Origin of the sequence: Alkalimonas cellulosilytica (assembly GCF_036325985.1) — a bacterium.
In the GTDB taxonomy this organism is placed as follows: Bacteria; Pseudomonadota; Gammaproteobacteria; order Enterobacterales; family Alteromonadaceae; genus Alkalimonas; species Alkalimonas cellulosilytica.
This window is the reverse complement of the sequence record NZ_JAUHLI010000002.1, coordinates 301,130-314,897: the sequence shown is the minus strand read 5'-3', so window position 1 is coordinate 314,897 and position 13,768 is coordinate 301,130. Positions and strand designations below refer to the sequence as shown.

The 13,768-nt window shown below is 45.0% G+C and carries 11 protein-coding genes; 6 read left to right on the top strand and 5 right to left on the bottom strand.

The genetic code is table 11. From position 1 onward, the window contains the following. Positions 1 to 143 precede the first annotated feature (143 nt). Genes QWY20_RS03135 through QWY20_RS03115 form a run of 5 tightly spaced genes read left to right on the top strand, consistent with a single transcriptional unit; the run spans position 144 to position 5,064 of the window. Positions 144 to 1,247 (top strand): glycosyltransferase, encoded by a 1,104-nt coding sequence (locus QWY20_RS03135; RefSeq protein ID WP_330127577.1) that lies wholly within the window; start codon positions 144 to 146, stop codon positions 1,245 to 1,247. Position 1,248: 1 nt separating this feature from the next. Beyond that, the gene (locus QWY20_RS03130; protein ID WP_330127576.1) at positions 1,249 to 1,764 is read left to right on the top strand and encodes a serine O-acetyltransferase; all 516 of its coding nucleotides are present in this window, start codon (positions 1,249 to 1,251) and stop codon (positions 1,762 to 1,764) included. Then, positions 1,761 to 2,906, top strand: a complete 1,146-nt coding sequence (locus QWY20_RS03125; RefSeq protein WP_330127575.1) for a glycosyltransferase family 2 protein — start codon at positions 1,761 to 1,763, stop codon at positions 2,904 to 2,906. Before QWY20_RS03130 ends, QWY20_RS03125 begins: the two co-directional genes overlap by 4 nt. Next, positions 2,906 to 4,075 (top strand): hypothetical protein, encoded by a 1,170-nt coding sequence (locus QWY20_RS03120; RefSeq protein WP_330127574.1) that lies wholly within the window; start codon positions 2,906 to 2,908, stop codon positions 4,073 to 4,075. Before QWY20_RS03125 ends, QWY20_RS03120 begins: the two co-directional genes overlap by 1 nt. Positions 4,076 to 4,080: 5 nt before the next feature. Continuing rightward, entirely contained in the window at positions 4,081 to 5,064 is a 984-nt protein-coding gene (locus tag QWY20_RS03115) for a polysaccharide deacetylase family protein (protein WP_330127573.1), read from the top strand. Between the two features lie 6 nt (positions 5,065 to 5,070). Here the strand turns inward: QWY20_RS03115 and QWY20_RS03110 are convergent, their stop codons facing one another. From QWY20_RS03110 to QWY20_RS03095, 4 genes are all read right to left on the bottom strand, one after another. Continuing rightward, positions 5,071 to 6,492: a right-handed parallel beta-helix repeat-containing protein gene (locus tag QWY20_RS03110; protein WP_330127572.1), complete on the bottom strand. Its 1,422-nt coding sequence runs from the start codon at positions 6,490 to 6,492 to the stop codon at positions 5,071 to 5,073. 22 nt (positions 6,493 to 6,514) lie between these two features. Further along, complete coding sequence (locus QWY20_RS03105; protein WP_330127571.1) at positions 6,515 to 7,825, bottom strand: lipopolysaccharide biosynthesis protein; 1,311 nt, start codon at positions 7,823 to 7,825, stop codon at positions 6,515 to 6,517. Positions 7,826 to 8,063: 238 nt separating this feature from the next. Then, positions 8,064 to 9,419 carry an O-antigen ligase family protein gene (locus QWY20_RS03100; protein WP_330127570.1) on the bottom strand — a complete coding sequence of 452 codons (1,356 nt, stop codon included), beginning with the start codon at positions 9,417 to 9,419 and terminating at the stop codon, positions 8,064 to 8,066. A gap of 38 nt (positions 9,420 to 9,457) precedes the next feature. Then, on the bottom strand, positions 9,458 to 10,621 hold the full coding sequence (locus QWY20_RS03095) for a glycosyltransferase (RefSeq protein ID WP_330127568.1): 1,164 nt from the start codon (positions 10,619 to 10,621) through the stop codon (positions 9,458 to 9,460). Positions 10,622 to 10,806: 185 nt separating this feature from the next. Between QWY20_RS03095 and QWY20_RS03090 the strand changes: the two genes are divergently transcribed. After that, a complete protein-coding gene (locus tag QWY20_RS03090; protein ID WP_330127567.1) occupies positions 10,807 to 12,303 on the top strand; it encodes a lipopolysaccharide biosynthesis protein in 1,497 nt (498 codons plus the stop codon). A 123-nt stretch (positions 12,304 to 12,426) separates the two neighbouring features. Here QWY20_RS03090 and QWY20_RS03085 read toward each other — a convergent pair whose 3' ends face one another. Next, positions 12,427 to 13,719 carry a hypothetical protein gene (locus tag QWY20_RS03085; RefSeq protein ID WP_330127566.1) on the bottom strand — a complete coding sequence of 431 codons (1,293 nt, stop codon included), beginning with the start codon at positions 13,717 to 13,719 and terminating at the stop codon, positions 12,427 to 12,429. Between the last annotated feature and the right edge of the window lie 49 nt (positions 13,720 to 13,768).

Here is a 13,768-nt window from a genome sequence, read left to right as displayed (position 1 = left end):
TTATCTTTGAAAGTATTGCATATACTGGAGTACTCACGCCCCAACATTAGTGGGTACTCACTTCGTTCAGATGCCATTTTTAATTATCAGATTCAGGTGGATAGTGAATCTACGCAGCTATTTTTTGTAAAGTGACTGTTCACGTGAATACAAATCCCATATCCGTGGTCGCTATAACCAATCTGTACCCTGTGCCCTGGGCCCCGCACCGGGCCAGCTTCAATAAACAGCAATTCGAGCTGTTGGCAGAGCACGTCGCACTCAGGGTTTTGGTGTTAGTGCCATGGCGAGAGTGGTTAAAACATAAGCATGAATGCCAGGAAACAGAGCGACTAAGTTATGCGCCCTACTTCCAGCTACCAGGGTTTGGCCGCTCGCTCACTCCACGGTTTCAGCGCTTTGCCATTGGCCGAAAACAGCCATGGATAGATCGGGCCAAACCAACGCACTTGCTTGCCTCCTGGGCATTTCCGGATGCAGTGGCTTGCCTGATGTATGCCAAGAACCAAGCGATCCCGGTTGTGGTAAAAGCGCATGGTACCGATGTCAACGAACATACCCTGTATCCCAAGCGCCGTCAGCTGATGACAACCTGGTTAAGTCAGGCAAAAACTATTTTCTGTGCCAGCCAGGCGTTGCGTGACAAGTTAATTGCTATCGGGTTGAATGAGGATAAAGTCTGTACCAATTACAATGGTGTGAATGCCGACATTTTTTATCCGGATCCTGCCGGTATGCCTGATAAAAAAATCCTGTTTGTTGGTAACTTGCTTGCTTCAAAGGGCGTATTTGAGCTATTGGATGCCTTTCATCAGTTGCACAACGAAACAGATTGCAATCTGCACTTTATTGGTCAGGGCCCGGCAGCCGATGCACTGAAAGCGCAGATAGAGCAGCATGGCTTATCTGAGCGTGTCATCTTGCATGGTGCTTTGCCCATCCACGATGTGGCCAAGCAGGTTCGTACAGCCAGGCTGGTGGTCCTGCCAAGCTACCGGGAAGGTGTCCCTAATGTGTTACTGGAAGCCTGCGCCAGCGGCGTGCCCGTGGTGGCAACCACGGTTGGTGGGATCCCAGAAGTGGTGACTGAACAGACAGGCGTGTTGGTTGAACCCAAAAATAGGTTGGCGTTAGCGCACGCTATCAGCACAGCACTTGCCACATCATGGCAAAAAGATGTTATTGTACAGCATGCTGCGCAGTTTGATTGGCAACAGAACATTCGGAATTTTCTGGCCAGGATTTAACATGAAAACTTTTTGGCAGGACATTCGTCAGAAACAATCGTTTCTGCAACAGCAAGGCTACCAGGTATCCATGCTGCGTACCCTAATGAGTGATGGCAGCAGTGCCAACTTCCTCTACCGGCTGACTTCTGCATTGGTGCGTTACCGGTTAAGCCCCTTGGCTTTTATCACGCTGTGGTTGAATAAACTGCTCAACGGTTGCGTGTTGGGAGCCGGCTGTCAGTTTGGTACCGGACTGATACTGATGCATCCCAATGGGGTGGTCATCAACTCCAAAGTCCGCGGAGGAAATAATATCGTCATCGAAAGCGGTGTTGTGATTGGTGATGAAAAAGGCAAAGCGCCCACCCTGGGGCACGATGTTTTTATCGGTGCCGGAGCCAAGATTATAGGCGGGGTGCACGTTGGCAATGGTGTCAAAATTGGCGCCAATGCCGTGGTCGTCAAAGATCTGCCTGATCATGTCACTGCGGTTGGCATCCCGGCAAGAATCATTAAACAGGAAGAGCCGTCATGATGGAGGCACTGTTCTGGCTGGCGGCATTTTTGCTTGTCTACAGTTACTTTTTATATCCCGCACTGCTGAAATTATTCATCACCCCACAGGACCCAACTCAACAGCAGCCTGAACACTGGCCGAGTGTCGATGTGATCCTGTCTGCATATAACGAAGAAAGCTGCATCGCCGAGCGGCTTACTAATCTATTACAGCAAGACTACCCGGGCTTGCTAACAATCCGCGTTGCTTCTGATGGCAGTAGTGACAAAACAGGCGCCATCATTCAAAACTTTGATGATCCCAGAATTCAAGCCGATGTTCACCTTGAAAACAGAGGGAAAGTAGCCGTACTCAATGATCTGGTCGCCCAGTCGGAAGCCGATATACTGGTGTTTACCGACGCCAATACTTTCTTTGCCGAAGACGCCATCCGGCAATTAGTCAGTAGTTTCCAGCAGCAAATAGGGGCTGTTTGCGGCGAGCTTCATTTGCAAACAGAAGATGGCAATGCGAACTCGGATGGTCTTTACTGGCGTTATGAACAGTTTCTTAAAGAGAGTGAGTCTTCGTTAGGTGCCCTGCTCGGTGCCAATGGCGCTATTTATGCCATCCGACGTGCGCTCTATCAGCCCTTACCCGCCAATACCGTGGTCGATGACTTTTGCATCGTGATGAATATCAAACGTCAGGGTTACGATGTGGTCTACAATACAAAAGCCAAAGCATCCGAGGAGGTAGCGCCCTCGCTGCAGGATGAATATGGCCGCAGGGTTCGGATTGGACTGGGTAATTACCGGGCTTTTCGCCAACACCTCTGGGCCCTTTCGCCCATGAAAGGAGCTCTCAGCTGGTGTTATTGGTCGCATAAAGTGCTGCGTTGGTTTGGGCCTCACCTGATGCTGCTGGTGCTGCTGAGCAATCTGTTTTTGTTGGCTTCCCCTTGGTATCAAGTTACCTTACTGGCGCAACTGCTGTTCTACGGGCTGGCCTGGGTTGGTCAAACCAGGATCCGTCAAGGGCATCACACCCCTTCGTGGTTGGCAATCCTTAGTTTTTTTGTTTCAATGAATGTGGCTTTGGCTCATGGTTTCCTACGCTACTTGCAAGGCAACCAACAGGGGGCATGGAAGCGAACTGCACGCCATGGAGATGCGAAATAATGGTTATTATTAGTGTATTGGTTTTACTGCTTTTCTTTTTTACCCTGTTCGTTTTGGTGTTGCGTAAAAAGCATATGCACTTATGGCTGGGCAGCTACGTTCGGCAATGCCTTAGCCCAAAACCTGCACATCAGGGGCCAAAACACATTTTGTTTTGTTTCGTCGACCACTTTGAACCGCAGTGGAAAAATAAAGATTTAGCTCGCGAGCGTGCCAGAGTAGACCGCTGGTATCACGACTATCCGGCGATGGCCAGCCAGCATCAGGATGCGGATGGTCAGCCTCCGAAGCATACCTTCTTTTATCCGGAAGAAGAGTATCGCCACGAACACTTAGCAAAACTCTCTGATCTCTGCGCCCGTGGTTATGGTGAAATTGAAATTCACCTCCATCATGAGGATGATACCGCAGAGAACCTGTACAAAACCCTGACGGAGTTTGCCCAGGTCCTGCACCATGAACATGGCGCCCTGCCCCTGCACCCGGAAACAGGCCAAATTCAGTATGCTTTTATCCATGGCAACTGGGCGCTTGATAATTCCTTACCTGGTGGCAAACACTGTGGTGTGAACAATGAATTGAAGGTCTTAAAAGACTCAGGCTGTTATGTTGATATGACGCTGCCTTCAGCACCAAGCCCGGCCCAAACCCGCAAAATAAACAGCATTTATTACGCTACCGGCCGGGATGGCCAGTACAAATCGCATGATAGCGGTGTCGATGTAGAAGTAGGTAAAGCTGCCAGCGGTGACTTAATGATCCTGCAAGGCCCACTTGGCCTGAATTTCCGTTGGCGTACTCCAAGCGGCATGCCGCATATTGAAAACAGTGATGTCCGTAAAACCATGCCCCTGATCAAAACGCGCATTGATCAATGGGTCAACAGCAATATCCACGTTAAAGGCCGGCCAGAATGGGTATTTATTAAAGTGCATACCCATGGTGCTCAGGAAGGCGATATGGACACGCTGTTGGCAGAACCCCGCCATTTCCTGCACGATTATCTGGAAGATAAGTACAACGACGGCGAACATTATGTGCTGCATTATGTTTCAGCCCGTGAGATGTACAACATCGCCAAGGCAGCCGAAGCAGGAAAAAACGGCAACCCGAATGATTATCGGGATTATTTGTTGAAAAAGCCTCCTTTCAGGATGTTTGAGGAGTAATGGTTATGAAAGAGTTTGGCAAAAGGATTTGGCGACGCTTGCTAAGCCATACCAAGTTGTACAAGCTATTATGGTACTTTCTACCCAACGGGGTTTATGTTTTCAATTATCATCGAATTGGAAGTAAAGAAGAATGCATTTATGATCGGACGATTTTCTCATGCGATGCCAATACCTTCGATCAGCACATAAAAACAATAAAGTCGCATTTTACCATTATCAGTTGCCAGCAACTGGCACAATTACTGGCAACTCAGGAGCTAAGCTTTCAACAGCGCTATGCCGTGATCACCTTTGATGATGGGTATCAGGATAACTACACCATGGCTTTTCCTGTGTTAAAGAAACATCAGGTACCCGCTATTTTTTTCCTACCCGTTAACTTCATTGGCTCTGATTATATCCCCTGGTGGGATCAAATGGCCCATTTGTTACGTCAACACTCTGGCCAGGTCATCCATTTCCCAGGCAATCATGGTGAACAGTGGTTAGACCCTGCCGAGCTGGAGCAATCCATTCATCGTTATATCCATAAAGCCAAGCGATTGCCCAACCTATCTACCCGTGAGGTTTTGCAGTATTTGCAAAAAAATTACCCACTTCCTGCAGCCGCCTTGCATACAGAAACGTCCATTTTTATGGATTGGCAGCAGGCAAAAGACATGTTGCAACACGGCATGGAAATGGGTTCGCACACTATCCACCATCCGATTTTATCGGAAGTGGACGAAAACACGCAACGTTATGAAATTACTGAGTCCAAAAAACAACTGGAACAGCTCTTTGAACAAGAAGTCATAGCACTGGCCTACCCGACAGGACGTAAAAAGTGTTATAACGCTCTATCAGTCCAGCTTGCTCAGGAAGCCGGCTATCAGCTGGCATTTAGTAACGAGCCAGGGATTAACCGTAAAGCGGACTTTCCCCGCTTTGAGATTCATCGCTTTTCAGTCAGCCACCACGACATTAAAGCCAGTATTTTTTGCTAATCCGGCTTAATCATCTGCCATTGCTCCAATGGCTGAACGTTCCTGCCTTGGCCTCATCATAAAATCGAACTCAGTCAATTGTCTGCTGACTGTAGGCTGTTCTGCTCCAATTAGAATGCTGTAGTCGGAGCCCAAAGTGATTGGTCCGGAGACAGAGCTGTGGTCAGAATTGCTATGCAGCTGCCACCTGGCTAACGTAGCCGACTGAAATAGCCGAGAGTCTGGCCGGCCATCATGAAATGTTGCGGCCCCCATCGAAGTCGAGTAAAAGTTCTCCCCCATCACAGGCATCCCTTTTAAGGCACTCAAAGCCCCCACCTGTGCATCATGCATATGGCGGATACTAAGCACTGGATGATGGCCTTTGGTGTGAAATACATTACCAAAAATACGCACATCTTCTGCAGGTGGGCGCTTCCCATCACTGCGGCGTCCATGCAGCACATTGCCGAAGAACAAAGCCGCATGATAGGTTTGAGCCGCATTTAAAACGGTGTTATGCAAAATAGTGGTGTCTTTGGCAGCGTACACACCAATACCGGATGCCCCAGTACCATCCACAATATTGTTCTGAACCAGGGTATGCAAAGCTTCGAACATCTCAGGATTTGCATCAAGATCAAAAAAATCCGGGGAGGTATCAAAACCAACCAGGATCCCAGCAAAGCCAACATTTTTGATCAGGTTGCGCTGGATGAGACTATGCCGGGCACCTCCTTTGGCATAGACGCCAGTAGTTGCAATGCTATGGAAGTAGTTATCCTGCACCGTCATATAATGGGCGTTTACATTATCAATGCCCTCCGCATTGCTGGCATCGCGCTGCCCTGAATTAAAGATCTCGTTACGCTCGATAACGACCTGCTTTACCATGGGCTTCAGCTTTACCACATCTCTACCACTGCCATGCAAACGGTTTTGTGACAACAATACGTGTTGCACGCCCTGCCGTTCAGGGTTTCCTTGCGACCAGGCACTTTCCAGCGATACGGTGTAAAAATAGCCGCCGGAGATATCCAGCCCTATCACCCGTGTATGGTGAGCCCCCGCATCAATCCGCAGAGCAAAGAAAGTAGAGCGATCATCATGGGGGTTGATTACCCGGGCCTGGTGCAGTGATGCTGCACGCAAAGTGATGTGTGGGCGACGAATACGAAGGCTTTCATAATAATCACCCGGTGCGATGATAATCTCGTCATGTGGTCTGGCGACCACTAGTGCTTCATTAATACTGGCAAAAGGACGCTCCGGACTGCCATCTGCATTATCGGCGTTTACTTGGGCATCAACATGCAGAAAACGACCCTCGGCGTAATCAAAACTGACCCAGGCAGGCAAGTCAGCGCCTGCAGAGCGGGCAGAGCTCCAGGTTGCCATGGCAGGCGACACACTCAGTAGCAGTAATATCGCGATCAATAGCTGCTTCATCTTTACTCCTTGTCTGCCGGAGTTAACCTCCAGAACTGAACCGCCGCCTCCCAGCGAATAGCATCTGCCAGACCAAGCGACGCATTGACCTATCCAATAAACAACAAAACCCTAGCATAGCCGCTGCCAGAATGCAGGCAACAACCCAGATAATCAGCTCAGCCCAGCTTAAGGTACTACTTACTACCTCAAAAAAATGATTGAATAAAAGCATGCCTGCAAAGATCATCACTAAACGGAACATTAACCAAAGGCTATAGCCAATTGGTATGGCTAGTTTTTTTTCTGCAAGTATCGCAAAGGCCAGTGTATGTACCAAGGCAGAGCAAATAACACTTCCCCACACCATGCCTAGCAATCCATAAAAGTGGCCCAGCAGGGTAACAAGTAGGACAAAAACACAAGCCGCTATCATTTCCAGGGGAGCTATCAAAGCATGATCAGCTTTGGCCAAAAGGAACTGGGAAATGGGTACAGAAAGCGTCCGCAACAATCCGGCAAACACCATGACTAATAACAAGGTCTGTGATAGTGCAAATTCACTTCCAACCCATAACAGAATAAAAGCCGGGCCGCAAAGTAGAATCGGTAGTAACACAATCGCAGTAAACCAGGCATGCAGCTGCATATTTTTCTTCATCAGGTCAACGGACAGCTGACCTTGCTCCAATTTTCGGATCAAGTAAGGTTGCAGTACAGCGGTCACTGTCTGTACCAACATAGTGGCCTGCTTTAGCAGCCTGTCAGCGATGGCATAAAGACTGATTGCAACCAAGCCAAGTAAGTGACTGATCAGGATAAGGGGTGACTTTTCCTGGATCAGCCTGGCCAGTTCAATAAAAACAACATGTCTTGCATAACTAAATAAGTCCTGACAGTTGCGGCGAAATTGTATTGGCCAAGCCAAATGCAAGCCTGGTTGAATACGATGCGCCAACACAAACTTGGTAAGGTGCGCAAAACTATCGGCCAAAATGGTAACCACTACCAAAGCTAAAACACCATAGGGCTCCACCAATGCGACCATCAGGCCAGCTTTTATTAGCAATGCGGCAATAGAAACCTGCGAGTCCAAGTCAAAGCGCAACTGCCCGCTGAAAATACCGTGAATAGCATTGGCGGTAAAATCCAACACTACTTTCAAAGTGAATAGCAATAAAGCCGTCGCGGCTAACTGCTGATTGTGCCCAGTGATCCCAAGCAAGAATGGAAAAATTGCGAGCAAGCTTAATGCCACTAATGCAAGGAGACTTAGTAAGGCAAACAAGCACAACGCACTGGTGTAAAGCTGGTTTAAAGTTGCATTATCACGGCGCTCGATAGCCTGAGCCATCCGCCGTTGCACCGCATTGGCGAAGCCCAGCTCGAAAAAGGTGAGAAGCCCTATACCAGAAAGCAATAACAGCCATAAACCGTACGAGTCGGTACCAAGCTTTCGTATCAGCAAGGGTGTAACCAGCAACATCACCAAAGCAGCAAGCACAGACTCAAGGGCCCTGTAAGCAGAACTGCTTAGCAAACGACCCCTCATGCGCCCAAACACCGGTCGAATCGACCATGTATTGGCAACACTACAAGGATACCTTCAGGGTAAAGTACACCATAAACACCATCACCCAGGATGCCATACCACAATAAAATGCGACTTTATAACTCATCAGAGACTTCAACTCAGGTACATACTTAAATACCCGATAATGAGAGGCAATCGCCATGCCCATAAAAATAAATAACAACAGGATATAAGAGCGGCTTAAAAAGAATGCAGTTGCTAAGTAAGCGATCATAGAGAAGAATAGCGCGGTATTGATCTTGATCTCGTCAACAATTACAGCCCTATCAGGGTGGTTGGCAAAACGCTCTAAAGGAAGTTTAAATATTTTATAACCAATATAGACAGTTAATGCCAGCGCTCCTCCCCATAGGGTATAACCTAACGTACCTAATTCCGCTGCGACCAAAATAAATGAGTTATGCGCTGCCCGCCCATGCCAGTCAGTAAAGTTGTCTTTGCCAATGCCAAAGACAGGATTACTGAGCAAATAGTGAACACCATCGTACCATGCATATAAACGAGACCTTGCTGAAGCCTCACCGGAACTTAAGCCACCAAACTGTGAAATTAATGTAGCAAACACTGGTCCTAAAGCAATACCAGCTATAATAAGCCGCGTCCCGCCATAACGGAGTAACAAATAAAAACCAAACAATGCCGCAGTTCCAAGCACTGTGCCACGCGAACCAGTAATATAAACCCCGTAGAGAAAAGCTAAAAAAAGCAGTAAACAGGTAGTTTTTGGTAAAAATCCACCACGATGAAAAAAGTACGCGATAATGGGAATATTCATAACCAGCAGCATGCCCAAGTCATTTGGATCCTGGAATATACCAACATATACAATTCGGCGTAATTCATTTGCCACAGCTTGAGTCCCAGTCCAACCAAACGCATCATAGCTGGTTTGCTGCACCCATCCGTTGTGCACCATTAAAGATGATGCAATCAGGGATATAACCATTAGCTTTCTTTGCCTTGAGGCACTGCTAACAACAGTTGCAAAAAGAAACAGCGGAACAATTGAAGAGATAAGAATGTTCTTTGACTCGATGATTCCCTTTGTACCCCACCCATTTAGAAGCGCAGAAGTACTGATTATAGGTAACATGCACATTAAAAAAGTCTGTGGTGGAGACCATCTCAAAGGTCTTTGCAGCAATAGAGTAGTAAATAAGCAAAGCAGTGTGGTTACCATAATAATAGGAACACCAAAAAGAAATGGTAAAATTTCTTGCGGACGAATAAGGACTAAGCATGTGTATAATAGTAGGAAAAAGAAAGATAGGGCTGAGCCACTGCTCTCCGTCGAAACAGTCTGCACTTTTTTGTTTTGCTCATGGCCTGGCCCGGTCGCGGATATGAAACCCATTTTTTAATTCCTTTTTCCCTAATTCAGTTCTAATAACATCACTTCAGCAAATTACAAATTACCCACTCGAACTTCTGGGCCATCTTATCACGCGTGTAGCGCTGACGATCAATCATAACAACCTTGTGATGCTTTAACTTAAGAATTGCATCAGCAATGGATTGATAGTTACCGTATTCAGCACAAATAACATTAGGCTCATTATGCATCAGTTCGTAAGTGGCGCTTCCGGTATTCGTAATAAGTAAAATAGGCTTTTGCAGCGCTAAATACTCATAAACTTTGCCTGGAATTTGGTTTGTGAAAAGGTCGCCTTGTATTACTACCAGTGCAGCAGCAGCAGCAGAGATAGTGAGTACTTCATTAGATGGGATATAACTCGTAAATGTAACTCGCTCAGGATGGGTGAGACTTTCCAATAAAGTTTTAGTGGTTGAGTAGGGTTTATCACCTATAAACCGAAGCGTAATAGCCGAATCCATTGCATCTACAGCACGAATTAGCTCATTAATATCACGCCCCTCTTCATAGAATGACCCAGTATGGATGAGCTCAAAGCCCTCACTCGCAGGCGCTGCGATAGGAATTGAAGCAGCCATAGGATGGCACCCATTCTGAACAACGGTTATATCATGCTCACTAACAGCAAGCTTTTGACTAATGAGCTGCTTTGCCTGAGAGGTTGTAACAACATTATGCGCTGCAAGGTTTGCGTAATCATAAAATTGAGGTTGCTGTTTGTGTGACTCACTGTACAACCACCAAGGTGGATCACGATAATCAGCACACCATGGGACTGAAAACGTTTTAGCAACCGCATAAGCCACAGCATGATTCGACGTACATGGATAGCTTGATACCACTACATCAAACGGAGCTTGGCGATGCAATTGCTTGGCTTTGTGTATAGCAAAACGACGCCATAAAATGTAATTGTCGTCAAAGGAAATGAAAGGAAAAACTTGTTTTAATCGCCACTGCCATGTTTTGATTGTTGGAGACTGTAATCGCACCACCGACAAATTTGGGTGCTCGAACACCAGCGACGGATCTGATATGGCATAGTGATTTTCTGAGGCGGTTAACACGGTAACCCGATAGCCTTTATCAATAAGATATCGAGCTAATGCGGAAACCCGCCCCACACCTCCCCCACCGCAAGGAGGAAATTCAGCTGCAATCATTAGAACATTATTTTCCATGCAATCAATCTATTTCCATGAGAGTTATGATATTATACCGTCATTTTAAAACTGATCACAGAGATTAAGCTTGTTAATACAATTTAGAGTACAACGCAAGCCTCTAAGTTACAGTCAAATTAGAATATGCCTGAAAAAGCGTGGTCACCTTCAAATGGAAGTGCTTTTTAAGATGGAATTTTAAAATGTCAGACCTTGACAAAATTAACGATCAAATAGATTCAAATATTCAGGGGAAGTTGTTCAGCGGATCCTTTCTGATGATGCTTACAAGATTCGGCGTAAAATCAATTGGCCTTGTCAGCATAATAATTTTAGCAAGACTGTTAGCTCCTGAAGACTTTGGCTTAATTGCCATGGCAACGGCTGTATACGGATTTATAGAATTATTCAGTTCTTTTGGGCTTAATACAGTATTGATACAAAGAAAATCGACTAGTAATGATGATTACAACACGGCCTGGACTTTCAAATTACTATTTGGAATAATAACTGCAGTTCTACTGGTGTTAATCGCACCCTATGCAGCATTTTACTTTGATGATCCAAGGTTAAAAAATCTCATATACTTAATTTCAATAACCGCTTTATTCAATGGCTTTAGCAATGTAGGAATAATCAACTTTCAAAAGGACCTAAATTTCAGGAAAGAAATGAAATTCCAAATTATTCCAAAGTTCATTAATTTCTTTGTAATAATCTCACTCGCATTTACCCTGCGTAATTACTGGGCGTTGGCTATCGGAATCGTTTTTGGTAGTTTCATTTCTTTCATAGCCAGCTATCTAATGCACCCTTACCGGGCAAGACTGAGCTTAAAGTCGGCTAGAAGCTTAATGAGCTTTTCTAAGTGGCTGATAGTAAACAATGCTCTTACTTATGCAGGTGATAAGTTAATAAGCCTTGTAATTGGAAGAATGCTTGGTGCTTCTTCAGTTGGTTTTTACTCAATGACTAACGAAATAGCATCTATACCTACAGTAGAAATTGCTGCACCAATTAATAAAGCATCTTTCCCTGTTTACAGTAAACTCCAAGACAATGACGCACAACTCAGAAATGCCTATTTAAACACCATATCTCTATCAAGCAGCATCACAATGCCTGCGGCGGTTGGCATTGCGCTAATTGCACCTTACTTAATAGCGGTTGCTCTGGGTGACACTTGGATGGAGGCAGTATTTTTGATGCAAATACTCGCTTTAACAAGTTTTTTTTCAAGCTTATATAGCAATATTAATTACATTTACACTGCAGTAGGTAGACCAAAAGTTTGCTTCTTTTTTGGTGTGGTAAAAATTATTTCCATATATACTTTAATATATTTTCTTACGCCAATGTATGGTGTTGAAGGCATTGGTTTTTCGCTGTTTATTACATCTATACTAATGTTTGCTTGCTCACAGTTAACACTTAAACGCTCTATTGGTTTATCGATAAATAGCTTAGGTTTAGCTATTCTTCGTCCAACACTTTCTACTATTATTATGTGCATTGCCATTTCACTTTTTTTATCCGAGGTAAATCTCTCAAACCTCGCCAAACTAATTATTGCTATAGCTATCGGTGTGATAGCTTACTCTTTAACATCTATTATTGTATGGAAACTTCAAGGCAAACCAATTGGCATTGAACACAAGATACTCTCAGTGTCAAAATCTCTATGGGCAAAATACAGATGAATTGTTTACCCGTTAAAATTTCTGTGCACCATCTAAAAACAACCAATAAAATTTATTTACTCAATCGTTTTATTGTTAATTATGTGCTTTAAAGTGAAGCTGTTATATGTTTAAAGTACGAGTTTAATGAGACGGGAGATTTATTTTTAAGAGCTGTAAATGCGACAACTGACAATTTACCGGAGAGAATAGCAAGTTTTTACATGGTATAATTCCTGCTGGTATGTATATCATGCCATACTTGCTAATTCCTGGCATTGCGCGGTATAAGTAGTTTTGGCTATACACTTGCTGCCATTCCCCCGTCGGACTTCGGTACCACAATGCTGCTTGTTCAGGAGTATCCTGTAGTCTGCCTGGTTCAAAGGTTGTTGCTAGTATTGCACCACCATTATCTAATTGACTAATAGCATAAGCTGGATTGCCTATGACACAGCGAAGTGTTCTGCTATTGCTGGCAAAATCCCAGCGCCAGATATGGTTAATTTCGTCTGCAGCTGCATCTTTTCCAGCATCCATCCCCCACTCCATTCCAGTTTCATCAAATAAAATTCCAATCGCACGCCAACTCTGATCACCGCCGGCAAATTTATGTACTGTGGAAAAACCATCATCGGTGTAATAAAAAGCCGACTCTTCATTGTTATCGCCTGTAGTGAGCCATAAACGCTTACGGTAAGCATCATAAATAATTGCATGGATATGCTTAATTTCCTGTCGACTAAACTGCCAACAAACTTTCACTTCGCATGTTACTGTGTCGATACCAATCACTCTGATGTCTCGGCTGTGGTTATTAAGGTATTCACCAAAGTAGACAAGATTATTAACGGGATCGACAGCAAGGCCATTCCTCAAGGGAGGAGCTAAACGCTCCAATTCAGCGCCAAGTGGCTTTGCAATCCCGCTGTGACTGCCTGCATGCGGTTTATAAAGATAAATCCGATCATAAACGATGACTATCGTACCGTCTGGAGTTTCTGTTAGGTTGCCAATCCCTGGTGCGGGTTCGAAACGTCGATAAAGACGCGCAATTTTATCCTTCAGCCAACCAAAGATACCTTTTTTCTTAGGAGGTAACTGGCAAATTTTAACAAAACTATTGGTATCATAGCGAAAACGAAACACACTATGATCACTTGAACACAAGCAATATTCCGGAGTGCTGTAATGCACAACCATATTTGAATGCAGTAACTGAGCGTTTAACGGCATAATCACTCCTTTGGTGTTTAAGACGAATTCGTTTGCGTAGGATTTTGCCTTACCAATTGACCTCGGCAGTTTGAAACTATGCCAGACTCGCTCCTGTAGCTGTTTTGACATATCATAACCGACCAAACTACATCCTGCGGAAAGACTATACCAAAAAAGAGACACAGGTTCAGCATCACATTCAGAAGGAGCTTGAGCCATTTGTGATTGAATCTTTATCTAAATTCTGTGTACTATAAACCTCGTATTC